The organism is Vibrio sp. 10N.222.52.B12 (genome assembly GCF_002875385.1).
GTDB lineage: Bacteria > Pseudomonadota > Gammaproteobacteria > Enterobacterales > Vibrionaceae > Vibrio > Vibrio jasicida.
This window is the reverse complement of record NZ_MDAW01000115.1, coordinates 106,522-133,453: the sequence shown is the minus strand read 5'-3', so window position 1 is coordinate 133,453 and position 26,932 is coordinate 106,522. Positions and strand designations below refer to the sequence as shown.

The window sequence follows — 26,932 nt, the reverse complement described above, 5'->3', positions numbered from 1 at the left end:
GAGATTCGTCTCCCCTGTATCAAGCCGCGGAGACAACGTGGCTACAAAAATGATTGATACCACCGGGGAAGACAATGAAAACTGTACGCCTAACTGTTGCAGAAGCGCTAGCTCAATACCTAGCCGCACAAATGATTGAAATTGATGGTAAAAAAGAACAGCTGTTTGGTGCGGCGTTTGCCATCTTTGGTCACGGTAACGTGACGTGTTTTGGCCAACAGCTAAAAAACATCGAAGACAAAATTCCGACTTGGCGTGGTCAAAATGAGCAGTCGATGGCAACAGCGGCAATCGCGTATGCCAAAGCGAACTTACGTCGTCGCATCGGCATCGCGACCAGTTCAATTGGTCCGGGTGCAACCAATATGGTTACCGCAGCAGGTATCGCACACACTAACCGTTTACCAGTGCTTTTGATTTCTGGTGATGCTTACGTTAGCCGTCTGCCAGATCCTGTGCTTCAACAGCCAGAGAATTTCTACGATCCTTCTATCACTTGTAACGATGCGTTCAAACCGCTAACACGTTACTGGGATCGCATTATCTCGCCAACGCAATTGATGCACTCATTGCCTCAGGCAATTGACACCATGCTTGACCCAGAAACCTGTGGTCCAGCGTTTATCGGCTTACCGCAAGATATTCAGGGCGTGGCTTACGATTTCCCTGAAGTCTTCTTCCAAGAAAAAGTACACCGCATTCGTCGTCCAGAGCCAGAAGTGGCGGATCTAGAAGATGCAAAAGCGGCGCTGCTTAGCGCGAAACAGCCTTTGGTTATCTCTGGTGGTGGCGTGCATTACTCACTAGCAACGGACGAGTTGGCTGCTTTTGCGAAAAAACACAACATCCCTGTGGTTGAGACCATTGCTGGTCGCGCCACGATGTTGCAAGACAATCCTCTGAACGCAGGTCCAATCGGCGTGACAGGTTCAGACTCTGCAAACTACATGGCAGCACATGCGGATGTGGTGTTGGCGGTGGGGACTCGCTTACAAGACTTCACAACAGGCTCTTGGTCGGTGTTCAAGAACCCAGATATGAAGCTGGTTACCATCAATACCGCACGTTTTGATGCCATTAAACATCGCGCTATTCCAGTTAAAGCAGACGCAAAACGTGGCTTAGTTGAGCTGTCTAACCTACTGGGCGATTTCCGTAGCAGTGACGAATGGGCGGCAACGGCGAAAGCGCAAGCGGATGAATGGAAAGCCGTGGTGCATCGTCGTACTCATCCTCAACCAGGCGACCTACTCGACGGTACGTCTTCTTATGCAGAAGTGATTGGCAAGCTCAACAAATCTATGCAGCCGGGCGACACCGTACTTACGGCAGCGGGTGGCTTACCAGCAGAGCTCGCGATGAACTGGCAGAACTACCAAATTGGTAAGTTCGACATCGAATTCGGCTTCTCTTGCATGGGTTATGAAATCGCAGGTGGCTGGGGCGCGAAAGTCGCGAACCCAGATAACGATGTGGTTGTGCTCGTCGGCGACGGCTCTTATCTGATTCAAAACTCAGACATCTACTCGTCAGTTCTGACGGGTCACAAGATGATTGTCGTGGTATGCGATAACGGCGGTTTCGCGGTGATCAACAAGCTGCAAAACAATACGGGTAACGAGTCGTTCAATAACCTTCTGGAAGACTGTCGCCGTCCTGATGGCGAGGTGGCTCGAGTGGACTTTGCTAAGCATGCCGAAGCGCAAGGCGCAATCAGCGAGAAGTTGACGTCAATCGACCAGTTTGATGACGCATTCCAACGCGCTAAAGAAGCCGACCGTACTTACGTGATTGTGGTCGACATCGATCCAGTATCGCCAATGGCTTGGTCTAAGTGTGATTGCTGGTGGGAAGTGGGACTTCCTCAAGTGACACGCAATGACGACACCGCTGAGAAAGTGGCGGCATGGGAAGAAGGCAGAGCAGCGCAACGCGCCGGCGTTTAAGCCCAAACCGATTTATGTATCAAAACATCCAGCTTTAAAACAGATTTCAACAATTCGATTTATAGGCTCTTGAGCAAGAGCCTATCAAGGAGTCAAACATGTTTAATGAAGAACGTCATTTTGAGCAACCAATCCGTTGGGCAATGGTCGGCGGTGGTCGTGGCAGTCAGATCGGTTACTCGCACCGTAATGCGGCGCAGCGTGATGGTTTGTTCAAATTGGTCGCTGGTGCATTCGATTTGGATGCGGATCGTTGCCGTGATTTCGGTGAGAACTTAGGTCTAGATGGCGACCGCTGCTACGCAAATTACAAAGAAATGTTTGAGAAGGAAGCGCAACGCGAAGATGGCATCCAAGCTGTTTCAGTCGCAACGCCAAACTCAACTCACTACGAAATTTGTAAAGCAGCACTGGAAGCCAACTTGCACGTCGTGTGTGAAAAACCAATCACCTTCACGACGGAAGAAGCAGAAGAACTCAAACAGATCGCAGCAGAGCGCAATCGCGTGATTGGCGTGATGTACGGTTACAGCGGTTTCCCAATGGTTCAGCAAGCACGTGAAATGGTGAAGCGTGGTGACCTTGGTGAGATTCGTGTGGTGAACATGCAGTTTGCTCACGGCTTCCACAACGAAGAATACGAGAAAAACGATCCAGGTTTGAAATGGCGCGTCAGCCCAGAAGTCTCAGGTCCAACTTATGTTCTAGGCGATGTGGGTACGCACGCTTTCTACTTGTGTGAAGTGATGACAGGTCTTGAAATCGACCGTCTGTCTTGCATGCGTCAAAGCTTTATCCAGTCACGTGCTCCGCTCGAAGATAACGCTCACATCATGATGCAATTCAAAGATGGTGCGGTCGGTACGCTTTGGGCATCGGCAGTGAATGCAGGTTCGATGCACCAACAAAAAATCCGCATCGTCGGTTCGAAAGCGTCCATCGAATGGTGGGATGAGCAACCAAACCAACTTCGTTTTGAAGTCCAAGGCGAAGCACCACGCATTCTTGAACGTGGCATGGGCTACCTATACCAAGATGCTCCGGGTGTGGCTTCCAACCGTGTTGGTGGTGGTCATGCCGAAGGTTACTTCGAATCATGGGCGAACCTATACCACCGTTTTGCGTTGGCATTCGATGCGGCTGACCGTGATGACCAGCAAGCGCTATCTGAAATTTGGTTCCCGGGTATCGACGCTGGCATCGAAGGCGTACGCCTATGCGAGAAGTGTGTGGAATCGGCAGACCAGAACGCCGCTTGGGTTGAATACAAATAATAGGAACAGACGATGACAAACATTGCCCTTGAAACAAATCGACCATTGGATGCCATCGTTTTAGGACGTGCGGGCGTAGATCTCTACGCTCGCGAAGCTAAAACCGACATGGCGGACATTTCCGGCTTCAACAAATTCGTTGGTGGCTCAGCAGCAAACATTGCGGTGGGCATTGCCAAGTTAGGCGGTAAGGTCGGCTTTATTGGCTGCGTGGCTGACGATGCATTCGGTGGTTACGTCAAAGGTTACATGACGGATCAAGGCATCAACCTTGACGGCATGAGAACCGATGATTCTGGCTCGCGCACCTCGGTGGCATTCACGGAGATGAAGCCAAAAGATTGCACCGTGCTTATCTATCGTAACAACGCATCGGATTTGACCATCAAACCAGAAGAGATTGATCCCGCTTACATCGCTAGCTCAAAAGTCTTGGTGGTCACGGGAACGGCATTGTCGGAAAGCCCAAGCCGTGAAGCCACTTTGATTGCGATGCAGCACGCTCGCCGCAGCAATACCTTAGTGGTGCTGGATGTCGATTACCGTCCTTACTCTTGGCGCACAGATACCGATGCTTCGATTTACTACGGCATTGCCGCAGGTCTTTCAGACATCGTGATCGGTAACCGTGAAGAGTTCGACATGATGGAAACCGTCATTGCTCCGGGTAACACCGATGATGATCAAACGGCGGCTCGATTCCTAACGGAGAACACTCAAGTGGTGGTGGTGAAAGCCGGTGAGCATGGTTCGAAAGTGTACGACCGTAACGGTCACAAATTCGAGCAAGGCATTTTCCGAGTGGAAGCCAATAAACCATTTGGCTCTGGTGATTCGTTTGCGGGCGGTCTGATTTGGACGCTAGTTACGGGCGGTTCGTTAGAAGAGGGCGTACGCAACGGCACGGCAGCAGCGGCGATTAATGTCAGCGGTCACAGCTGCACAGAGGCCATGCCAACTAAGGAGCAACTATTCGATTTTATTGAGACGCGAAGTTAAGCACGGTTTGGTGCTTTCGGGCACCACATTGCTGCGCGTTTGGTCTCCCGGGCCGGTATGTCACTTGAGGGTAACCAAACAGTGCGCGTACACACCATCGTGGCCCGGCTTTTTTGTTAAGCCACTTTCAGAAGGATAGGACAGTCTCGTTATCAAACGAACTGTGAGGAGAAAAGAAAAATGGGAAAACACATTCCACCATTTGATAACAAGAATGAACCAATTATTGGTGCGAACGACGAAGTAACACCGCTATGTTACTTCAACCAAGTGTTCTTGAATCAGAACGAAGCTTTTGACCATGTTATCGAAGGGTATGAGTCTGTCATCGTGTTGGCGGGCGGTACTTGCAGCATCACCGTGACGAAAGATAGCGAGAGCGAAACGTTCGACAACATTGGTAAGCGTAAATCAGTTTGGGACGGCAACCCAGAAGCGGTTTACGTACCACTTGGCTACCGTGCGACCATTCAATGTGTGAGCGACAAGGCTGACGTCATGATTGCAGGTGGTAAGTTTGAAGCGTCATTAGAGCCTTTCTGTGTTCGTGAAGAGAACGTGGATATGGTGCAATACGGTTCAGATGACACCAAAACACACCGCAAGATCAAACACGTGCTGGGTCAATCCAACGCAGACAAACGTGGTCGTTTATTAGTGAGTGAGCTATTCACCGTTGGTGCAGGTGGTTGGTCTGGCTTTCCACCACACAAGCACGATGAAGATCGTGTTAAGTCTGATGGCAGCAAAGAAACCCTTTATGAAGAAGTGTACCAATTCCGCTTTAACCCAGATTTCGGCTTTGGTGCGCAGTTCCTATACGAGCATGAAGACGACTTTGGCCCGGTTTACCATGTGCGCACTGGCTCTGTGATTGCCATCGACAAAGGTTATCACCCAAGTGTGGCGGCGCCGGGTTATGAAATGTATTACTTCACCATCATCGTTGGCAAAACTGAGAAATCTTTGATTCAGCATTTTGATCCGCACCACGAATACCAAGTGGAGACGATCCCTGGCATCAAAGACATGATCGCGAAATTTAAGTAGGGGAATCATCATGTTGGTAAATTTGAATGACCTATTGCCGGAGGCTGCGGCATCTAACTATGCTGTCCCTTGCTTTAATGTGTTCGGCTTTGAAGATGCACGTGCTGTTGTTGAAGCGGCAGAGCAAGTGAACAAACCGGTAATTCTGGCCTGTAACAAAGACGTGGTGGATTTTTATGGTGTTGAAACCGCTGCGGCAATGTTCCTAAATCTGGCGCACAAGAGCACGGTGCCTGTGGTGCTGCACCTTGACCACACTTACGAAGAAGACATCGTCTTTCGTGCGCTTAAAGCTGGGTTTAGTTCCGTGATGTTTGATGGCTCGCAACTGACGTTGGACGAGAACATTGCTCGCACCAAGAAAGTCGTGGAAGTGGCGCATGCGTTAGGAGCATCGGTAGAGGGTGAAATTGGTTCGGTGCCTTATGAAGAAGGTCGCGACCACATAAAATCTATCTACACAGAACCGGAAGACGCGGCGCGCTTTGCAGAAGAAAGTGGCGTTGATTGTGTCGCAATTTCTGTCGGCAACGTTCACCGCTTAACCGAGCCAACTTGTACTATCGATTTTGGTCGCTTAGACCGTATCGCAAATGCTGTGGCTGTGCCGTTGGTGATTCATGGTTCGAGTGGTATCCGCGATGAAGACATGCTCAAGCTCAAGCAAAGTCGCGTGTCTAAGTTCAATATTGGCACCTGTTTGCGTCAGGCTCTGGGTCATAATCTTCGCGATTACATGAATCAGGAACCACAAAAGTTTGACCGTATTTACTTCATGCAAAAGGCGATGCCTTATGTGAAAGAAGAAGCGGTACGAAACTTTGAATTATTATCTTAAAATAGCGGCCCCTTTTGTTACTATAAGGGGCCTCTATCTCCAAGCGTTCATTGATAGGAGAGCAGTATAACTATGGATGTTGAAGTGAAAGCACCTGCAGATTTAGACACACTAAAAGAGTTAATCGCAAAGCGTTACGACAGTTTGAGCGGGCGTTTGCAGCAAGTCGCGGATTTCGTCACCGACCAGCCGATGCTGGTGGCGGTAGAAACCATGGCGACCATTGCCAAGCAAGCCAACGTCCCCCTGTCGACTTTGAGTCGATTCTCTAATGCGATGGGCTTTGATGGCTTCACTTCTATGCAAGTACTGTTTCGCGATCAGTATTTGAATCGCCCGAGAGATTACAAAGAGCGCGTTCGTAAAGCTCGTGAGATGGAGGACGTCCCGCATGACTCGCCTCAAGCCATCTTCCAAGATTTCGGACACGCAAACATTGAAGCACTAGAACAGCTTCAAATGTCGGTCTCTCCTCAAAAGCTGGAACGTGCAGTGGCTTTGATGGATGGTGCTGAAACCATCTACATTCAAGGTACTCGCCGTGCTTATCCAGTGGCTTTCTATCTTTGGTACGCCCTCATGAAATCTGACAAGAGTGTCGTGCTCTTGGATGATCACGGTGGCATGTTGTCCCCGTTAACTCGACGAATGAACGATAAAGACGTTCTGTTTGCTATCACCTTCAATCCATACGCGGAAGAAACCAGCCAACTGATTGATGATGCTTGCAAAAAGAACGTGCCGATTGTCTGCATTACTGATAACCAAATGACGCCTCATGGCAGCAAAATGGATGTCTGTTTTGAAGTGCAAGAAGGCGAATTGATGGGCTTCCGTTCGCTCAGCAGCTCCATGTATTTGGCGCAGGCGATTGCGGTGAGTCTGATTTGTCGAGAAGTGAAGTAATTTCATCGCTCAGTAATCTCGAATAGGGACGCGATCCTGCGAGCGAATAAGCAGTAAAGCGCGCAGATTTTTCCATACCTTTGTCCACTGATTAGGTGCAACTTAGCGGTTGTGCTGCGGGTTTGCTCGAGCTGAATTCGGCTTATGTCCTGCAATGTACAGGGCAATGAGAAGAGGTAAATCTGATGCGTTTTGCTCTACATGGCATGTGCTCTCTGCACAGCAATATCCTATCTGATGTCCGACTCGCCAAAGAAACTGGCTATCAAGGGCTCGAAATCCACACCGAAAAACTCTGGCGTTACATTCAGGCTGGCTTCACCGCTGAGCAGCTTAAACAGCGCATGGATGAGTTTGGCATTGTCCCAACGGCGATCGATATCATTGGCGCGGTTGAAGTGACAGATAAAGCCAGCCAACGCCAACTGTTCCAAGATTCAGAGACGCTGTGCCGTTTTGCGCAAGCCGTGGGTGCACCTACCATCCAGCTCAATGCTTTTGAGGCATTAAATGGCTTAACCAAAGAGCAAAACATCGAACTCACGGCACAGAACATTCGCCAGATTGTCGACATTGGTAAGAGCTATGGCATCCGTTTCCAATATGAAGGCGCGGCTTGGACTCCAATCGCCAAGTTGGAAGATTACTTCCGCCTGTACGACGCCGTCGGCCGCGACAACTTTGGTTTTGTTCTGGATACATGGCACTTATGGGCATGTCGCGGGGCAACGTTGGAGCAAGTGGCAAATATCGATGCCGAGCTGATTTACAACGTGCACTTGTCTGACGGTAAGCGTCCTGCTCCGGGCGAGGCTTGGCCCGATGAGCGCGCTCTACGCGGTTACTTGTTAGGGCAAGGTGAGGTGCCATTAAAAGAATGGGTCGATGCGATTCGCCAAACAGGTTACGACGGCTTCTATTCTGGTGAATTCCTCAATGACCAACTGTGGGAAGGGGATTACTACGACATAGCCACAGATATGTTGGCGGGCATGAAGCGTCAATTCGATTAAGCGACACAGAAGGGAATTACTATGTTTAATATTGCTTTATTTGGAGCGGGTCGAATTGGTCAAGTCCATGCGGTCAATATCGAACGTTCACCAGAAACCACGATTTATTCGCTTATCGAACCTTATGAAGTCTATGCGGATCAGTTTTGTGCGCAGTATCCGCAGACAAAACGCCAAACCGTAGAAGAGGCGATGGCGGATGACGACGTTCATGCGGTGTGCATTTGCTCTTCAACCGACACTCATGCGGATTTGATTGAGCGAGCAGCAAAAGCAGGTAAAGCCATCTTTTGTGAGAAGCCAATCGACCTTGATTTGGGGCGAGTACGTGATTGCTTGGGCGTAGTAAATCAGCATCAAGTGCCTTTCTTATTAGGCTTCAATCGCCGCTTTGATCCGCATTTCCTGAGTCTTAAGAAAGCGTTGGATGACGGTCAAATTGGCGAACCAGCAAGCGTAATTATCACCTCTCGCGATCCTGCGCCACCGCCAGCGCAATACAGCAAGTCCTCGGGTGGCATGTTCCGTGATATGACGATTCACGATCTCGACATGGCGCGGTTTATCTTAGGGGAAGATCCAATCGCGGTTACTGCACATGGCAGTTGCAAGGTAGATCCTGCCATCGGTGAAGCGGGAGATATCGATACCAGTGTGGTGACGCTTACATTCCCTTCTGGCGCGATGGCGACGATTCATAACAGCCGTCGCTCTGGTTACGGGTACGATCAACGTCTCGAAGTGCATGGCGAGAAAGGTATGCTGCAAGTGGCGAATCTAACTGAAAATCTAGTCAGCCGCAGTACAGAAACAGGGCAAACAGGCGCAACACCGAAGTACTTCTTCTTAGAGCGTTATGAGCGTGCTTACGTGGCGGAATGGCAACACTTTGTTGAAGTACTGAAAGGCGAAGCGCCATGCTGCTCTGGCATAGATGGCGAGATTGCTCTGACGCTAGCGGATGCTGCGTTAGAGTCGATGCAAACAGGGAAGACGGTTCGTTTGTAAGTCACCCTTAACAGGAAACAAAAAGGGGAGCCGCATTGGCTCCCCTTTCTATTTCCTACACCAAAGATGCGTAAATCTTACTGATGCTTAAGTCTTACTGAGTTTTTTGCTGTTCTGATTTGCAAACAGCGGCAGTGAAGATAACGTCTGTTGAGCTGTTTAGCGCTGTTTCAGCAGAATCTTGAATTACACCAATGATGAAACCAACTGCTACAACCTGCATTGCTACGTCGTTTGAAATACCAAACAGACCACATGCCAGTGGAATCAGTAGTAGAGAACCACCAGCAACACCAGATGCGCCACACGCTGATACTGCGGCAACAATACTTAGAAGTACTGCTGTCATGAGATCAACTTCGATGCCCATAGTGTGTACTGCTGCTAGCGTTAGCGTTGTGATGGTGATTGCTGCACCTGCCATGTTGATGGTCGCGCCCAGCGGGATAGATACAGAGTACGTATCTTCGTCTAGGTCTAGCTTCTTACATAGGTTCATGTTCACTGGAATGTTCGCAGCACTTGAGCGTGTGAAGAATGCTGTTACGCCACTTTCACGTAGACATTGGAACACTAATGGGTATGGGTTTTCTTTTGTTTTGAAGTATACGATCGCTGGGTTAACCACTAACGCAATGATCATCATCGAACCTAGCAGTACCGCTAGCAGATGTGCGTAGCTCGCTAGTGCGCCAAACCCTGTTGTTGCAAACGTTGATGCAACTAGACCAAAGATACCGAATGGCGCAAGACGAATGATGAAGCGAACAATGTGAGAAACACTGTGGCTTAGATCTTCGAATACCGCTTTCGTCGTTGCTGATGCGTGGTGAAGTGCAAGACCAAGACCAACACCCCAAGCAAGAATACCAATGTAGTTAGCTTCTACTAATGCGTTTACTGGGTTATCAACCAGTTTGAACAACAAGGTTTGTAGAACTTCTGCGATACCTTGTGGTGGCGTTGCACCTTCAGCACCGGTTACTAGCGTTAAATTGGTCGGGAAAAGGAAACTTAGTAATACCGCGGTTAGTGCTGCAAAGAAGGTACCCGCTAGGTAAAGAACCACGATTGGGCGCATGTAAGTGTGTTGGTTTTTCTTTTGGTTCGCGATAGACGCTGCGACCAAAATGAACACCAAGATCGGTGCAATGGCTTTTAGTGCGCCAACAAAAAGGCTACCAATCATGCCAACACTTTGAGCATGGCTTGGAGAAATTGTTGCTAGTAAGATACCAAAGACGATACCGACGAGGATTTGGAGAACGAGGTTACCGCGAGCATATCGGGCAACGAGACTGTTGTGTTGCATACATCATTCCTGCAATGTGATGTCTGAGCAAGCGCGCAAAATTCAGTCATTACACGGCGTAATGTTCCTCGTAAAACAAGGGCTGAAGGTTGGAATTGCGTTGCTAAGACGTCCTGATTATCAATTATCCTGTTTTTATAAATTCAGCCATATTCTTGCTGAATATCACATATCTTAGCTTGGTAATATTTTGTGTCTAGTTTTAGTTTGTTCTTAGTTTAAATGTTTGCTTGATGTTGCCATTATTGGTCTTTTGTGTTGATTTGTGTCGCCAAATATGAATGATGGTTTTTCATTAAGTTATTAAAAAAGGAGGCGTTAGCCTCCTTTGTTCTATTGATTACCTAAATACTACAACTTAGTAACCTTGTTGGCGTTTTCGCTTTTCTCCGACGACATTACGTACCATCTTTCCAAATTGCTTGCTTTGCGCTCGCTTCTTAGCAAGTGTCGCGCCGTTATGGGCTTGTTCGCGCAGTAACTTCTGGTAGTTAGTAAAGCGGCGCATCTCCAACGTGCCATCTTCAATCGCAGCTTGAACGGCGCAGCCTGGCTCTGTTTGATGCTGACAATCACCAAATCGGCATTGCTCTGCTAATGCTTCGATATCAGAGAAGGTCTCACTCACGCCAGTTTCGCAATCGGTCAATTGGATCTCACGCATTCCTGGCGTGTCCATTAAGATGCCGCCAGAAGGTAACAAGTGAATAGAGCGAGAAGTGGTAGTGTGTCGACCTTTGCTGTCGTCTTCACGGATACCACCCGTTTCTTGTTCTTGTTCGCCTAGTAGCGTGTTCACTAAAGTGGATTTACCCACACCAGATGAGCCAATAAAAGCAACGGTTTGCCCTTCGCCGCACCAACTCATTAACTTGCTTACGCTCGATTCATCTAGGCCATTTACGCTTTCGACCATTAGCAATGGATCGAGCCTTTGCACCTGAGTTTTTAGTTCATCGACATCGTCACATAAATCGGCTTTGGTCAGCACAATCACGGGCTCAACATCGGCTTCATTGACCAAAGTTAAATAACGCTCAATGCGGCTGAGGTTAAAGTCGTGGTTGACTGAACAAACGATAAATACGGTATCCACATTTGCGGCGATAAGCTGCTCGGCAACCTTGCTGCCTGCGGCTTTACGACTGAATAAGCTGCGGCGTTCAAGTAAACGAGAAAACTGCTGTTGGTGGTTGAGTATCACCCAGTCACCAACGGTCATGCTGGGTAACGAGGTATGGATAGGTAAGTGAGTTTCACCTTGTTCGCTAACCACAACGTAACCACTACGATGGTGAGCAATCACTCGCGCGAAAAGCGTGTTCTCGTAATCGTCTAACGTCAGTTGTTGTTGAAAAAACGGTTTCCAACCTAATAGCTTTAATGGGTTAGGTTGAGTTAGTAGTGTTTCACAAAAAGAATGTGTTTTATTCATTGTTGAATTATCCCAGACGCAACAAAGCGCCTTAATACAAATCGCATTAGGGTCTAATTCGCATAGAGCTGACCCCGGTGAAACCGGGCAAGGAAGGGGGGAGTTGTGGTTTAGCCACGAGAAAAAAGTTGGACGTTTACCCTTTCACTGCCCAGTTAGTGTTATTCATTACAATCATCATGTTTCCTCTTAGTTGGTGAGTTAACGGCCGGAGTATAGCGGCTGTGATTCGATTCTTACAACTCCTCTGCGTTTTATATGTGTTTTATTCGACGTTCTTCCATCTCTTGTGAATAAGTATTGGCTTTTACGCCGTAGATGATTTGGATATGTCGCTCATCAATGATCACCACACCATGCGCTCCATGTTCTTTTAATGCTTTTTGGTTCACGATAGCGGTGCTTTTTAACGTTAGGCGTAGCCTTGTCGCGCAAGCGCCCGTTTCGACCAAGTTATCCAAACCGCCAATGGCTTGTATCACGGTGTCGACATCTTGTTCCAGATTTGGATTCACTTGCGTCAGCATTTTGAAGACGCGAGAAAGGGCTTTTAACATGGCGAGAAACTCGTTTGGCAGCAAAGCCTTGTTTATATCTCAGCTGCGGCTGCTTCGCTCTGATTTAGGACACAAAATCATGCATTGATAGCTTGGTGAATACTGCTCAGAGAAAAGGGAGAGGAATAAAAAAGCTCCTCACGTTGGAGGAGCTTTGAGCTGATTTGCCGAGCAACAATTAATGCTGATGCTCGTGCTTTTTCATTCCAGCCATGACTTTTTTAACCGGTGCGGTAAAGCTTTGCTTTTGACCATTGTCGTAAGTCACGGTGACTTCGATTTCGTCGCCTTCATTAAGCGGCTGTTTAAGGTCGAACAGCATGATATGCAGGCTGCCCGGTTTTAGCTCGGTGGTTTCTTTTGCTGTTAGTGTGATGTGATCTACTTGACGCATCTTCATCACATCACCTTCTTTAATCACATCGTGCAGCTCAACTTTGCCTGCTGCTGGTGTTTCTGCTGCAACGATATTGATGTCTTCTTGGCTTCGGTTAGCGAATGTCACGAAGACCGCGCTTGTCGTTGCGCCTGGCGCCATCGCTCGCGCGTATGGTTCATGAGGCATCACGTTTAAGTTTGCTTGAGCAAATGGGCTCAGAAGAAGGGCGGTAAGTGCCAGACTCTTGATGGCTTGTTTAGCTTTCATTGGTTTTTCCTTCTGCTGTCAATTTTGAAATCGCCTCGACAATTGGTGCAGGCGTTAGGGTATGAGGCACTTTGGTAATGAGTGTGCCGTCGGGCTTCAAGAAATAGAAATATGAGCTGTGGTCGAGAGTGTATTTCAGCTCAGAACCTTCGAGTTCCGTTTTACGGAAGATAACACCGTACTTGTGAGCAAGTGGGGTAGTGACATCCAACGGTGCTGACAGGCCTTCAATCATAGGGTGGAAGTAGTGCGCGTATTTGGCGGATGCATCGGCTTCGTCGCGCTCTGGATCAAGCGAGATAAACATCGGGCGCAACTGTGCTTTTTGCGCATCGTCGATTTGATTGAGTGCGCCTGCTAGCATGGCTAATGAGGTCGGACACACGTCTGGGCAACGCGTAAAGCCAAAGTAAACAATGCGAATGCGATCATCGCTGGTATCGAAGATATCGACAGGTTTATCGCCTTCGCCGAACAACACACTTTGTTCGGTTGCGACTTGTTGTTTTTTCTCTACGTCTTTTTGTCCATCTAGATACGTTTTGGTACCAAAGCCGAGGACAAAAGCAACCACGAGAAAAAGAGACCAATTACGGCTCATATCAATTCCTTATCTTTGCATTTTGAGGGCTGGGTAGATGGTGTCTTTACCGTCGGAAAGCTCACCAACCCACGTCATCGAATCTTGTGTACAAACGGGCAATGTCACGTCGCCCACGAATTTACCCGGCGCCACTTTCTTCAGCATGAATTTTGGCTCGCCCATTTCCATTTCTCGACCAACCAAACTTAATACAAGCTGATCGGCTTCGCTGTCTTGCCATTCGACTTCGAGTTGAGCGGGGATCAGAGGTTGAGCAGTATCGACGCTAAGCGTCATCGCAACATCATGTTGGATGCAAGGTTCAGTAGAGAGGAAACAGTATTCATCGAGCGACTTAGGCTCGGGCGCTGAAGAGAAGTTTTTGATCAGGGTAGGCGCGTAAAAGCCAGCAACCAGTGCAACGGCTATCCCTGCGATTTGTAACACTTTCATTAAGATTCAGTATTTATCACTTAACATTGTCTGCATCCTAGCACAGATGGGATGTAGGAAAACTCGTAACTTCAACAAATTGTGCACTATACCCAAGTAACCTCGAGATGCTGGTTCAGCGAGAATGATTTGGTTTGTAGACGCGGCGGCGATTTAAAGGTTTGGTGGGGCTAAATCAAGAATCGACAACAAAGTATACAAGCCAAAGCAACTCGCCCTTTGGGAGCGTGTCATTGACCCGATTGCTGCGTCAAACAACATGGAAATAGCTGGCTATTACGCTGTGTTGTTTTCCTTGACCTCGAATCAATGACAACGCTCTGAATCCTGCATCTTGAAGTCACTTGGGTATATTCCTATCTATTTGAAACTTATCGTTTGTAAAGCGTAAATAAAAAAACGGAGCCAATGGCTCCGCTTCTTAGATGATGGAATAGTGATTCTGATTACTTGTTTGAATCCGCAAACTTTTCTAAACCAAGTACCAGTACAATGGCAGCTAGCATCATGATCACGGCTAACACCAGTTGTGATGGTTGAGACGTGATGTGCTCAAACTCAAACGGTGACAGGTTTTGCTCTAGCAATGGCACTTGCTCGCCTTTTGAGTTCGTACGCCATGTTAGTGTCTCTTTCCAAGGCCAGATCTTCGGTAGCGTGCCGATCATCAAGCCTGTTAGGAACATCAACGTTAAATCGCGGAATTTGCGCAGTAACCAAGATAACAGGTGAGAGAAAGACAATAGACCGACCACACAGCCAACAAGGAACAATGCAAGAATATCAACTTGGAACCCTTTCACTGCGCCTAGTACAGGAGCGTACATGCCGATCAACAGCAAAATAAAGCTGCCTGAGATGCCCGGTAGGATCATTGCACAAATCGCAATCGCACCTGCAAGAATGGTGTTGATTGCAGTTGGCTCCATGTGAAGTGGTTTTAGTACCGTGATGCTGTAGGCAAAGCCAATACCAATCAAGAGGGCAACAAAGCGAATCGCATCGCGTTTCTCTACTTGGCGAATGATGTGGTAGACCGACACCAAAATCAGGCCGAAGAAGAAAGACCAGATTGGAATTGGGTGGGTTTCTAGTAGCCAACTGATCAGTTTTGCCAGTGTTGCGATACTAGTGAAAATGCCCGCAAACAATGAAATCAGGAAGAAGCCGTTAATATGGTTAAATACGGCTTTGAAGCCATCTTTTTTCCAAATCGAGAAAAGTGATGGGTTAATACGTCGAATGCTTTCTAGCAGCGTGTCGTAAATGCCCGTAATGAATGCAATGGTGCCGCCTGATACGCCAGGGACAACATCAGCTGCACCCATGGCCATTCCTTTAAAGTAGGTGATTAGATAGTTCATTTCTCAAGTACTAAGTCATGTTGATGGCAGTGAGTATACAAACATTGATGTCAAAAAAGTATGAAATAGTGTTTCGGAAGAGTTCGAAATGATGGCTTATCGGAGAAACACAAACTCTATCGCGAGTTTGAACAAATAAAACAGAACGATAAGCGAGATTTAGCAATGTGAAGAGGGGAAATATAAAAGGCGCAACACTGTCTAAATCATCCTAACTAAACAATAAATATCGTGAATCTGGCCATTTGATGATTTATTTATCATTTATGAAGTATAGTTGCGTATTGCAACTGCGTTTTGCGTTTTGGTTTTGCATATTGCAAATTTATCCGTTCTGGTCTGATCTGATATGAGATCTTGTGCCCAAAAATAAAGCTTTTCAAATTGGCATGATTAATGCATAATTCTTTTCGACCCTTCTTAAGCCGAGGGTCACCTAGCCAACTGACGTTGTTAGTGAATACACATTGTTCACATCATACATAAGCCAATCGCCTTAATTGCGGTTGGCTATTTTTTTGTCTGTAGTATACCCAAATAACCTTGAGATGCTTGATTCTGCGAGAATGACTCGGGTATATATGTACAACGTTTCCTACGTGCTTTGCAATTTGCACTTTTCAACGATTAATGAGCAATAAAAAGGGCTGACGCATAACGCCAACCCTAGTATCTAGCACTAATTTATTCAGTCCGATCAGTAACCCATCAACTGCAACAGATTTTCCGCTGTTACGATGGCTTCCTTACGGTTAGCAATGTTGAGCTTTTGGTACAAGTTACGAATGTGAGTCTTAATCGTTGTGCCTGCGACATCCAACTCTTGCGCGATTTGTTCGTTGCTAAAGCCTGAGTAGATTAGACCAAGAACTTGCCATTCGCGTTGAGTCAGTGGACTTGTACGAACCAGTTCCGGTACGTTCGGGTGATTCACCAATTTCTCAATAAAGTCTTCATCGAAGTGGATAGAACGACTGCGTTGGTTTGATGAAATGTCTTTCATCAATTGCTGAGCACGATGACGTTCTAGGTCACCGAGTTCGTGACGAAGACTTAGCTTCTCTAACAGACCACCAATGGTGGCTCCATCAGTAAGGAAGTTACCTACCATGCCAGTTTGGTTCGTCATAACTAGGGCTTCTTTCAATAGCGCTTTCGCTTGGTCTTCGTCTTTTTGGCGTGCTGCCAAGATAGCCTCTACAACCAAGTTGCGGTTTGTATCCGTCACCAAATTCGTACGACTAGCTTCGCTTTGCAAAAAGTTCAGTGCCTCACGTGCTTCATCATATTGGCCTAGGTTGATATGAGCGCGAGCAATGTTACGCCATTGCAGTTGTTGGAAGTGATTACATGCGGATTCAGGGCGAACGGCAGTATTCAACCATTCTTGAATCGCTTCTGTGTTACCGCGCGCTTGCCAGAACAAGATCAGAGAAAGTGATGCGTTCGCAGTCCAATCTACGTGGTAAGTAGACTGTTTCATCAAGTGTTGGATGTGCTCAATGAATTTTCCTGCTTTATCGAGTTCACCACGGCCAATTGCAATACGTGCCAGCATTGAGTAGCTATGTAAGTGTTTGCTTGGTGAGTGATTTTCCAGAATTTGCAGACCTTTGTACGCACACTCTTCCGCTTCATCCAGACGGTTCCAACACCACAATACTTGAGCGCGAATACGCAGCAAGAATTCATGAAGGGGTACGTGTTGTAACTGCTGGTCTTCGATCAGACGGAAGCCTGAGTCTTGCAGTTCAAATGCTGCTTGAACGTAACCTTGCGCAATCATAATTTCGCTTTGCTGCAGGATTGCCCACAACGCTTGGTGGTAAACCTGATACTGGCGAGCCAGCTTTTCGGTTTGCTGCATCATTGGCAACGCACGATCGAGCTTACCCAATACGTGGTTAACTTCACCGACGACCGATGTCGCCACGATGCGACTGCGGTACACGGTAGGGTCAAGTTGACTCAATGCAAGTTCGGCTAGTTCCAATGCACGCTCTGGTTGGTTGCTGTTGATCGCAACTTGAGCGAGCAAGGCGTGAGCTTGGCCTTGGTAGCCAGAGTCCAACTCGATATTTCGCTTAGTGTGTTCTTCTTCGGCTTCTGCCAGCAACTCGCCCACTTGATTGTAACGGTGTTGGCTTTGTGCCAACCATGCTCTTAGCATCGACAGTTTTGGATGGCTGAAGAGTAACTCTTTGTCCAGTTTGTTGATCGCCGATTCTAAGGTGGTTAACTCACCTTGGTTAAACATCTTCCAACCAAATTCATTTAAGATTTCGACGATTAAGTCGGTATCATGAGATTTCTGCGCATGATGAATGGCTTGATGCGGTGCTTTCTGGTTCAACCAAGCAACGGCGGCATTACGATGTAGGTCTTTTTCTTGTTGTGGAATTCGAGCAAGACGTTCATGAGAAAGGAATTCGCCAAATAAATTGTGGAAGCGGAACCAGTTTTGCTCACCTTCCAACGGATAGATGAACAGGCCATAACGGTTCAGAGATTCAATCATACCTAGCGCGTCTTCACGCTGTGTGAGTGCGAAAACTAACTCATCATTGAAATGGTCCAGCACCGACACTTGCATTAAGAAGTGGCGTGTTTCATGATCAAGCAAATCAAACACTTCCTCGACAAGGTAATCCCATAGGTGCGCATGATTAAACTGAGAAACCGATTCGACGGTTTGTGCCAGTGTGCGGTTTTGATGTTGTGCTTGCAGCGCGATCAATTGCAACGCGGATGGCCAACCTTCCACATAGGTACGTAGATTGTTTGCCATGTCTTCATCAATGCCATCGGCAATACGTTGGTTGAAGAAACGTGTGGTTTCCTCTGTATCGAATGCCAACATTTCGTTGCCAATTTCGATCATTAAATCGCGTACGCGTAAGTTAGCCGTACCTAAAGGTGGTGCCGCACGGCTTGTCACAACCACGGTTAGGTTGTCTGGCATGTGCTTTAAGAAGAAGCGCATTGACTCATGAATTTCGTCGTTGGTGATCAAATGGTAATCGTCTAAAACGACATAGCACTCATGCTGAAAATCCGCCATTTCGGCGAAAACTTCGCTGAATAGAGAGCGCAACGAAGAGAACTGACGTTTCTCCGCCAGTTTTTGAGCATTAGAGCAGTTGTAGTTGGTGGCTTTATTTAAGGCTTGCAGTAGATAGTTTACGAAACGAAAGCCATCGTTATCGCTATCGTCAATGCTATACCAACCGACATTGGGTTTATCTGACAGCCACTGAGCCGCCATGGTGGTTTTCCCGTAACCAGCAGGCGAGCGGAATAGTACTAATTTGTAGTAAGGCGCTTGTTGTAGTAAGTCCAATACTCGTGGACGGACGATAGCATTATGCAAACGACCCGGACGAGTAAGTTTAGATGGAATCCACATTATTGATTCTGTCCTTGTTTTTTGAGCTAGCGAAACTAGAAAACTGACCCACACCACTAAAAATTTTAGTTTGTATGAAAAGTGTACAGGCTTGTGAGTCGTTTGGGATGGTACGACATCAGAAATGCCTCTTACTTTGATCCACTTCCTAATTCTCGAGAGTTGATGAAAATGCCGTCAACTACGCCCTGTATTTGTGATTTTGGTCACTTAAACGTCGCTAGTATTGATTTCATGTAGTTTGAGTTGCACATCTATTACGAAAAAATTATCGATGTTAAAAGACGTAATGTGATCGATTAGACACTTTTTACATTGGAGTGGGAAGGGGGCATAAAAACCGTCATGAACAAATTTTAATCTTTCTCAAGATTGGTTGTGATCCGAATCACTAAGAACAGGACGAGAGAGAGCTGTGTTGCGATTTGGATCACTAACTTTTCAATGGTACTCCCTCTACGCCCTACCCCCTCCTCCCACGAAGGAGGAGAAACAGGAGGATGTTTATTCACAGAGGGAAATGCAGGATGTATGGCAGATGAATTACTAAATGACGTGAGAATTTCTTAATGAAACCAACTCAACAAAAACAATTTGACAAGAAGTCGTTCCAAGAGAGTGTGAAGAAGCATCTATCTGTAACTTATGCACACACGATTGAAAATGCAGATAGCCGTGCATGGTACCTAGCAATGGGTCGCGCACTGGCAGAATTCACGACTTGTGATTTGCTTGCTACAGAAGAAGATCCTCGCATCAAGAATGCGAAAAGCGTTAACTACCTTTCTCTAGAATTTCTAATCGGTCGTTTGACGGGTAACAACCTAATCAGCATGGGTCTTTACGAAGAGATCACTGAAGCAATGGCTGAACTAGGTCACAACTTAACTGACCTTCTAGAAGAAGAACGCGACCCATCATTGGGTAACGGTGGTCTAGGTCGTCTAGCAGCATGTTTCATGGATTCATGTGCGGCGCAAGAATTCCCTACCGTAGGTTACGGCCTGCACTACGAATACGGTCTATTTAAGCAGTCGTTCAAAGACGGCCGTCAACAAGAAGCACCAGACGCATGGCGCGGTGTAGAAGGTTACCCTTGGGAAGTGGCTCGTCCAGAGCTTGCGCAAGAAATCGGTTTCTACGGTCACGTTGAAGTGGTAAACGAGAACGGTAAAGAAGTTCGTAAATGGGTTCCTGGCATGTCTGTAAAAGCAATGCCTTGGGATCTACCTATCGTCGGTTACGAATCAGACACGGTTTACCCTCTACGTCTTTGGGAATGTCAGGCTATCGCACCATTCTCACTAGCAAGCTTTAACAACGGTGATTACTTCGAAGCTCAGCACGCGCTGATCGACGCAGGTAACATCACTAAAGTGCTTTACCCGAACGATAACCACGAGAAAGGTAAAACACTGCGTCTAATGCAACAGTACTTCCACTCAGCAGCGTCTGTACGCGACATCCTACGTCGCCACGAAGCTGCAGGCTACTCGCTAGCGGATCTACCGAAGCAAGAGACTATCCAGCTTAACGATACGCACCCAACAATTGCTATCCCTGAGTTAATGCGCATTCTAATGGATGAAAAAGGTCTTACTTGGGAAGCGGCTTGGGAAATCAGTTCTAAGACATTTGCGTACACCAACCACACGCTACTTCCAGAAGCACTAGAGACATGGCCAGAGTCGCTAATCCAGCGTCTACTTCCACGTCACATGGAAATCATTTTTGAAATCAACCACCGCTTCCTACAAGAAGTTCGTAAGATGTGGCCTGGTGACGGTGAGAAGCAAGCGAAGCTTTCTATCATCCAAGAAGGTTTCAACCGCATGGTTCGCATGGCTAACCTATGTGTAATCGGTTCTTACGCAGTAAACGGTGTAGCAGCACTTCACTCTGAATTGGTTAAGAAAGACCTATTCCCAGAGTTCCACGAGATGTACCCAACTCGTCTACACAACGTAACGAACGGTATCACTCCTCGTCGTTGGCTGAAGTTCTGTAACCCAGGTCTATCTAAGCTAATCACTGAGAAAGTGGGTCCAGAATGGCCTGCGAAACTAGAGCAGCTAGAAGGCATCGCTAAATACGCAACAGACGCGAAATTCCAAAAAGAATTCATGGCTGTTAAGAAAGAAAACAAACAGCGTCTTGCTGATTGGGTTCTAGATAACATGGGTATCGAGCTAGATACTAACGCTATCTTCGACGTTCAAATCAAGCGTCTACACGAGTACAAGCGTCAGCACCTAGATTTGCTACACATTCTGTCTCTATACCACCGCATCCTGAACGAACCTGGTTTCGAGTGTGAGCCACGCGTATGTTTCTTCGCAGCAAAAGCAGCACCGGGCTACCACCTAGCGAAAGAAATTATGTTCGCAGTGAACAAGGTTGCAGAGAAGATCAACAACGATCCTCGCATCGGTAACAAACTGAAAGTGGTATTCATCCCTGACTACCGCGTGAGCATGGCTGAGATCATCATCCCTGCGGCAGACGTTTCACAACAAATCTCGCTAGCGGGTAAAGAAGCATCTGGTACAGGTAACATGAAGATGGCTCTTAACGGTGCCCTAACTATCGGTACGATGGATGGTGCTAACGTTGAGATTCGTGAAGAAGTGGGCGACGAGAACATCTACATCTTCGGTCTTGATGTTGAAGGCGTGAAAGCGGTGAAAGCTACTGGCTACAACCCTTACGATTACTACAATGCTGACCACTTACTGAAAGCGTCTCTAGACCTACTAACAGGCGAAGAGTTTACACCAGGTCAACCAGGTCTGTTGCGTGCGACATTTGATAGCCTACTAGATGGCGGTGACCCATACCTATGTCTTGCTGACTTTGCATCTTATGTGAAAGCGCATGAAGACATGGGCAAACAATACAAAGACCAAGCGGGTTGGGCTAAGAAAGCCATTCTTAACACCGCCCTAGTTGGTAAGTTCACATCAGACCGCTCTATCCGCGACTACGTGAACAACATCTGGAAACTTGAGACGGTAAAACGCTAATAGTGATACCCAAGTAACCCCAGGATGCTTTGTTCAGCGAGATTGACTTGGTTTTCAGGCAAGGCAACGATTTGAAGATATAGTGGTTCTATATCAAAAATTGTTAACGAAGCATGTAAGACAAGGCAACTCGCCCTCTGGGAGCGTGTCATTGACCCGATTTCGGTGTCAAACAACTTGGAAAGAGGCTGCTATTCCGCGGCGTTGCTTTCCTTGAACTCGAATCAATGACAACGCTCTGAACTGTGGCATCTTGAGGTCACTTGGGTATAAGACCAAGGTAGCCGAGTGCTACCTTTGGTCATTTTCAAAGATTAGTTATTGATAACAATAAAACCCTACATGGAAGGTGTTGGTATTACCTTCGGAGAAAGCGATGAAAGAACAAACAGCATTAAAGAAAGTCGCAGACATGGCGCGATTAGCAGATAGCTACGTCAGCGCGTGGGGAGACGAGGCAAAAGTTTCTGAAGAAACACTGCGCCGCTTGCTCACTTCACTTGGCTACGATACTAGCAGCGATGAGAAGCTATTGGCTTCAGCTGAGAAAAAACATAAGAAAGACGTACTAGCCCCTGTTCTTGTTTTACGCGACGGCGAACCAGTCGAAGTGGAACTAAACCTAGGTACGAGTGCTCGCGAGAGTGAATTTAGCTGGCGTTTAGAAACAGAACAAGGAGAGGTACTTGAAGGCTATCTTCAGTCGCAAATTGTTCGTGATGAACGAGCTGAGGGTGGCCCTCTAGTGTTTGCATTGCCAAAGAACTTGGCATGGGGTTACCACAAACTGATCATCAGCCGTAAGCGTCGCAAAACGCCTTACGAAATGTCACTGATCATCACACCTAAAGCGTGTTTCAAGCAAGAAGATCTAAACCAACACAAAAAGCTATGGGGCCCAAGCATCCAGCTTTACACACTGCGTACTCAGCATAACTGGGGTATCGGTGATTTTGGCGATCTAAAGCAACTGGTGAGTGATATCGCATCTCGTGGCGGTGACTTCATTGGTTTGAACCCGATTCATTCATTGTTCCCTGCGAACCCAGAAGGTGCGAGCCCATACAGCCCGTCTTCTCGTCGTTGGCTGAACATCATGTACATCGACGTAAGCTCTGTACCTGAATTCGCGTTAAGTGCAGAAGCACAGCAACGTGTTGGCAGCGCAGAGTTCCAACAACGTCTGCAAAAAGCGCGTGAATCACATTGGGTGAATTACACCGAAGTGTCTGAGCTGAAGATGAGCGTGTTACCGCTACTATTTAGTGAATTCAAAGCTCGTCACTTAGACAAGAACACTGACCGTGCTCGTGCATTCCTAGAGTTTGTAGAGCTTGGCGGTGACAGCCTACTTCACCAAACGGCATTTGATGCTTTGCATGGTGAGTTGCACGCGGAAGATTCAAGCGTGTGGGGTTGGCCTGTATTCCCTGAGAAATACCGTACATTTGACTCGGCGGCGACTCAGAAGTACATCAAAGACAACGCAGATCGTGTTCACCTGTACATGTACCTACAGTGGATCGCTGACGATCAAATCAAAGAAGCGCAAGCACTGGCTGAAGAAAAAGGTATGACCGTTGGTCTTTACCGAGATCTCGCTGTAGGCGTTGCGGATTCAGGTAGTGAAACGTGGGCTGATGAAGGCAACCTAGTTCTAGATGCAAGTATCGGCGCGCCGCCAGATATTCTTGGTCCTCTAGGTCAAAACTGGGGTCTACCACCGCTAAACCCACAAGTGCTAGAAGCAACTGGTTACGATGCGTACATCAAGCTATTACGTGCCAACATGAAGCACTGTGGTGCACTGCGTATTGACCACGTTCTTGGTCTACTTCGTCTATGGTGGATTCCAAAAGGCGAAAAGGCGACTGAAGGTGCTTACCTGTACTACCCAGTTGAAGACATGCTAGCAATCCTAGCACTTGAATCTCACCGTCATCAGTGTTCAGTTATCGGTGAAGACTTGGGTACCGTGCCAGATGAAATTGTCGATATCCTACGTGACGCAGGCGTTCACTCATACAAAGTGTTCTTCTTCGAAACATCAAAAGACGATGGCGGCTTCATTTCTCCGAAGCATTACGCTGAACAGTCGATGTCGGCATTGTGTACACACGACATGCCAACCCTCCGTGGTTTCTGGCATTGTGATGACTTAAAGATGGGGCGTGAGATTGGTCTTTACCCAGACGAGCAACAATTAGAAGGTCTATTTGAGGATCGTTTGAAGTGTAAACAAGGCATTCTAGATAGTGTTCGTTGGCATGGTTACTTGCCAGAAGGTATTGGCCATGATGCTCAATACGTTCCAATGGACACTTACTTGAGTGAAGCGCTTCAATTGCACGTTGCTGCGGGTGATTCTGCATTACTGAGTGTTCAGCTTGAAGACTGGTTAGAGATGGATCAACCAGTTAACATTCCTGGCACGGTAGATGAGTATCCAAACTGGCGTCGTAAGCTGTCTATGAACCTTGATGAAATCTTTAGCCGCGAAGACGTAAACCGTATTTCGAAACGTCTCACTGAAGTGCGTGCGAAAGTAGGCAAATAATGAGTATTGAGTGATGTAGGAAATCGTGAATTTAATTGCGTAGAGGTACGAAAGTACAGCCTAGGTCACTCATTAAATCGGTACGATCCGTTAGGATGGAGTACCGTTATTATGCCCGCAACAATAGCGGGCATTTTTGTTTTTTGATGCCACTTTATTCATTGAATGGATAAAGTGAGCGGTTTTATATTTTTGTGAATTCGCAACGTTTGGCTGAGGAAATCCGATATTCAAAAACCACTAGGAGAATATCGGTGCTAGGGAGAAAGATTTGAAAACTAAGGTAAAGAAAAACCACAAACGCGCATACGAACTATTGGCTGAGGCGGCTTACTCAGACCCGTTTGCTACACTGGGTCCTTTTGCGAATGACGAAGAAGGTTCATTAAGAGTCTGGATGCCAGGTGCAGACAAAGTTGAACTGGTTGTCGAAGGCGAGCCACGTGTGGAATTAAAGCGCGATGGTGACAGCATTTTTGTCCTAGAAGAAGTGCGCGATTTGCACTTAACACACTACCAATTAGCGGTGAATTGGGATGGTGTTGAACAGCTTGTCGACGACCCTTACCAATATCACAATATTTATCAAGAATATGAGCACCTGCATACGCCCAAAGACATGTACCACTACATGGGCTCACATTTCGTGACGATGGAGCGAGATGGTAAAAATATCTCAGGCGTTCGTTTCCTTGTTTACGCACCTCATGCATCTGCTATCAGCCTAGTGGGTAGCTTTAACCAGTGGGATGGCCGTCGTCATCCAATGCAACGCCTAGACTACGGTATCTGGGGCCTATTCATTCCTGGTTTGGAAGAGGGCGTACAATACAAATTTGAACTCAAAGGTCCGAATGGGGAAGGGCTTCCTCATAAACAAGACCCTTGGGGCTTCTACTCTGAACAATACCCATCTTTCGCATCGATTACGTACGATCATAATCGTTACCAATGGCAAGACACCAAATGGCAAAACCGAACGGTCACGCAAAAACGTGATGAGGCTTTATCCTTCTACGAACTCCATGCTGGTTCTTGGAAGCGCAATGCGGACGGTGATTTCCTAAATTATCGTGAGCTGGCGACTGAGTTGGTTCCATACTTAGTCGACATGGGATATACCCACGTTGAACTCATGCCAGTGTCTGAACATCCGTTCTTTGGTTCTTGGGGTTATCAGCCAGTTGGCCTATTTGCCCCAACCAGTCGTTACGGCTCACCTGACGATTTCAAATTCTTCGTCGATGCGTGTCACCAAGCTGGCTTGGGCGTGGTACTGGATTGGGTGCCTGCTCACTTCCCGTCGGACGACCATGGCTTAGCGAACTTCGACGGTACGCCACTGTTCCACGATCCAGATCCTCGTCGTGGTTGGCACCAAGATTGGAACTCATACATTTACGATTTAGGTCGTGAACATGTTCGTCGCTTCCTTGTGTCTAACGCACTGTACTGGTTCGAGCAATTCCATATTGATGGTATTCGTGTTGATGCTGTCGCTTCAATGCTCTACCTAGACTACTCACGCAGCCACGATCAGTGGATCCCGAACGTCGACGGTGGTAATGAGAACTACGATGCGATCGCAACCTTGAAGTGGATGAACGAAGAGGTGTACAAGCACTTCCCGAATGCGATGACGATTGCAGAAGAATCGACCGCATTCCCGGGTGTGTCTGCTCCGACGTTTATGGGCGGTTTAGGCTTTGGCTTTAAGTGGAACATGGGCTGGATGCACGACAGTCTATCGTACATTCAAGAAGACCCTGTTCACCGCAAATACCACCACAATACCATCACATTCCCGCTTGTTTATGCACATAGTGAGAACTACGTATTGTCGCTATCTCATGATGAAGTGGTGTACGGCAAAGGTTCTATTCACAACAAGATGCCGGGTGATGAGTGGCAGCAAACGGCAAACCTACGTGCGTACTACGGCTACATGTATGCGCAGCCAGGTAAGAAACTCAACTTCATGGGCGCTGAGTTAGGCCAGACGGCTGAATGGAACCACGACGATCAGTTGCAATGGTTCTTACTTGAGTTTGGTCGCCACCAAGGTGTACAAGCGCTGATTCGTGACTTAAACCACTTGTACCGAAACGAAGCGGCGATGCACGACCAAGATTGCGTGCCTGCTGGTTTTGAATGGCGTCTGCAAGATGAAGCTGATTCTAGCATTTTGGCGCACGAGCGTATCAGCCAAAAAGGCGAGCGTGTATTGGTGATCAGTAACTTCACTCCAGTACCACATGAGCGTTTCCGTTTGGGTGTTCCAATGGAAGGCAAATATGAGCTTCTGTTGAATACTGATGATGTGAAATACGATGGCAGCGATTTTGAAGTGCTGGCCAGCGTAGAAACAGAAGAAGTAGAAAGCGAATCGCTGCCTCAGTCTCTTGAGCTGCGTTTACCGCCACTATCAACCGTATTCTACAAATTGGCAAAGTAAGCTGAGTTTACGCACATAACTCAAATAGCCAAAGAACCTGATAAACATCAAGCCCGCTTTACAATGTAAATCGGGCTTTTTTTGACCGTTTTTTCACTAACGGTAAA

19 protein-coding genes are annotated in these 26,932 nt (G+C 47.2%); 11 read left to right on the top strand and 8 right to left on the bottom strand.

From position 1 onward, the window contains the following. The first annotated feature begins 74 nt into the window (after positions 1-74). From iolD to iolG, 8 genes are all read left to right on the top strand, one after another. The gene (iolD, locus tag BCT11_RS11585) at positions 75-1,946 is read left to right on the top strand and encodes a 3D-(3,5/4)-trihydroxycyclohexane-1,2-dione acylhydrolase (decyclizing) (RefSeq protein WP_005437835.1); all 1,872 of its coding nucleotides are present in this window, start codon (positions 75-77) and stop codon (positions 1,944-1,946) included. 98 nt (positions 1,947-2,044) lie between these two features. Next, entirely contained in the window at positions 2,045-3,220 is a 1,176-nt protein-coding gene (locus BCT11_RS11580; protein ID WP_038881300.1) for a Gfo/Idh/MocA family oxidoreductase, read from the top strand. Between the two features lie 12 nt (positions 3,221-3,232). Further along, positions 3,233-4,219 carry a 5-dehydro-2-deoxygluconokinase gene (gene iolC / locus BCT11_RS11575; RefSeq protein WP_102388372.1) on the top strand — a complete coding sequence of 329 codons (987 nt, stop codon included), beginning with the start codon at positions 3,233-3,235 and terminating at the stop codon, positions 4,217-4,219. Positions 4,220-4,399: 180 nt separating this feature from the next. Continuing rightward, positions 4,400-5,269, top strand: coding sequence for a 5-deoxy-glucuronate isomerase (locus BCT11_RS11570; protein ID WP_102388371.1), 870 nt, complete (start codon positions 4,400-4,402; stop codon positions 5,267-5,269). A gap of 10 nt (positions 5,270-5,279) precedes the next feature. After that, entirely contained in the window at positions 5,280-6,107 is an 828-nt protein-coding gene (locus BCT11_RS11565) for a class II fructose-bisphosphate aldolase (protein WP_005437843.1), read from the top strand. 72 nt (positions 6,108-6,179) lie between these two features. Further along, positions 6,180-7,013: a MurR/RpiR family transcriptional regulator gene (locus BCT11_RS11560; protein WP_005437844.1), complete on the top strand. Its 834-nt coding sequence runs from the start codon at positions 6,180-6,182 to the stop codon at positions 7,011-7,013. Between the two features lie 185 nt (positions 7,014-7,198). Continuing rightward, positions 7,199-8,026: a sugar phosphate isomerase/epimerase family protein gene (locus BCT11_RS11555; RefSeq protein ID WP_102388370.1), complete on the top strand. Its 828-nt coding sequence runs from the start codon at positions 7,199-7,201 to the stop codon at positions 8,024-8,026. Between the two features lie 21 nt (positions 8,027-8,047). Then, complete coding sequence (gene iolG / locus BCT11_RS11550; RefSeq protein WP_042600545.1) at positions 8,048-9,034, top strand: inositol 2-dehydrogenase; 987 nt, start codon at positions 8,048-8,050, stop codon at positions 9,032-9,034. A 94-nt stretch (positions 9,035-9,128) separates the two neighbouring features. Here iolG and sstT read toward each other — a convergent pair whose 3' ends face one another. The 8 genes from sstT to malT all read right to left on the bottom strand — a co-directional run bounded on the left by sstT (position 9,129) and on the right by malT (position 18,790). Further along, positions 9,129-10,346, bottom strand: coding sequence for a serine/threonine transporter SstT (gene sstT / locus BCT11_RS11545; protein WP_038868957.1), 1,218 nt, complete (start codon positions 10,344-10,346; stop codon positions 9,129-9,131). A gap of 358 nt (positions 10,347-10,704) precedes the next feature. Next, the gene (rsgA, locus tag BCT11_RS11540; RefSeq protein ID WP_102388369.1) at positions 10,705-11,781 is read right to left on the bottom strand and encodes a ribosome small subunit-dependent GTPase A; all 1,077 of its coding nucleotides are present in this window, start codon (positions 11,779-11,781) and stop codon (positions 10,705-10,707) included. A gap of 254 nt (positions 11,782-12,035) precedes the next feature. Further along, positions 12,036-12,338 carry a glucose PTS transporter subunit EIIB gene (locus tag BCT11_RS11535; protein WP_042604780.1) on the bottom strand — a complete coding sequence of 101 codons (303 nt, stop codon included), beginning with the start codon at positions 12,336-12,338 and terminating at the stop codon, positions 12,036-12,038. A 178-nt stretch (positions 12,339-12,516) separates the two neighbouring features. After that, complete coding sequence (locus BCT11_RS11530; RefSeq protein WP_042604779.1) at positions 12,517-12,984, bottom strand: copper chaperone PCu(A)C; 468 nt, start codon at positions 12,982-12,984, stop codon at positions 12,517-12,519. Continuing rightward, positions 12,974-13,585, bottom strand: coding sequence for an SCO family protein (locus BCT11_RS11525; protein WP_045405864.1), 612 nt, complete (start codon positions 13,583-13,585; stop codon positions 12,974-12,976). The genes BCT11_RS11530 and BCT11_RS11525 overlap by 11 nt, the downstream gene beginning before the upstream one ends. 9 nt (positions 13,586-13,594) lie before the next feature. Next, complete coding sequence (locus BCT11_RS11520; protein WP_005437869.1) at positions 13,595-14,020, bottom strand: hypothetical protein; 426 nt, start codon at positions 14,018-14,020, stop codon at positions 13,595-13,597. Between the two features lie 446 nt (positions 14,021-14,466). Beyond that, complete coding sequence (locus BCT11_RS11515; protein ID WP_042604777.1) at positions 14,467-15,384, bottom strand: DUF368 domain-containing protein; 918 nt, start codon at positions 15,382-15,384, stop codon at positions 14,467-14,469. 697 nt (positions 15,385-16,081) lie between these two features. After that, positions 16,082-18,790 carry an HTH-type transcriptional regulator MalT gene (gene malT / locus BCT11_RS11510; protein ID WP_038868966.1) on the bottom strand — a complete coding sequence of 903 codons (2,709 nt, stop codon included), beginning with the start codon at positions 18,788-18,790 and terminating at the stop codon, positions 16,082-16,084. Between the two features lie 569 nt (positions 18,791-19,359). On the opposite strand from malT, the gene BCT11_RS11500 reads away from it, so the two are divergent. The 3 genes from BCT11_RS11500 to glgB all read left to right on the top strand — a co-directional run bounded on the left by BCT11_RS11500 (position 19,360) and on the right by glgB (position 26,825). Continuing rightward, on the top strand, positions 19,360-21,813 hold the full coding sequence (locus BCT11_RS11500) for a glycogen/starch/alpha-glucan phosphorylase (protein WP_102388368.1): 2,454 nt from the start codon (positions 19,360-19,362) through the stop codon (positions 21,811-21,813). A gap of 376 nt (positions 21,814-22,189) precedes the next feature. Then, complete coding sequence (gene malQ, locus BCT11_RS11495) at positions 22,190-24,370, top strand: 4-alpha-glucanotransferase (protein WP_102388367.1); 2,181 nt, start codon at positions 22,190-22,192, stop codon at positions 24,368-24,370. A gap of 250 nt (positions 24,371-24,620) precedes the next feature. Continuing rightward, positions 24,621-26,825: a 1,4-alpha-glucan branching protein GlgB gene (gene glgB / locus BCT11_RS11490; protein WP_347231046.1), complete on the top strand. Its 2,205-nt coding sequence runs from the start codon at positions 24,621-24,623 to the stop codon at positions 26,823-26,825. Positions 26,826-26,932 lie beyond the last annotated feature (107 nt).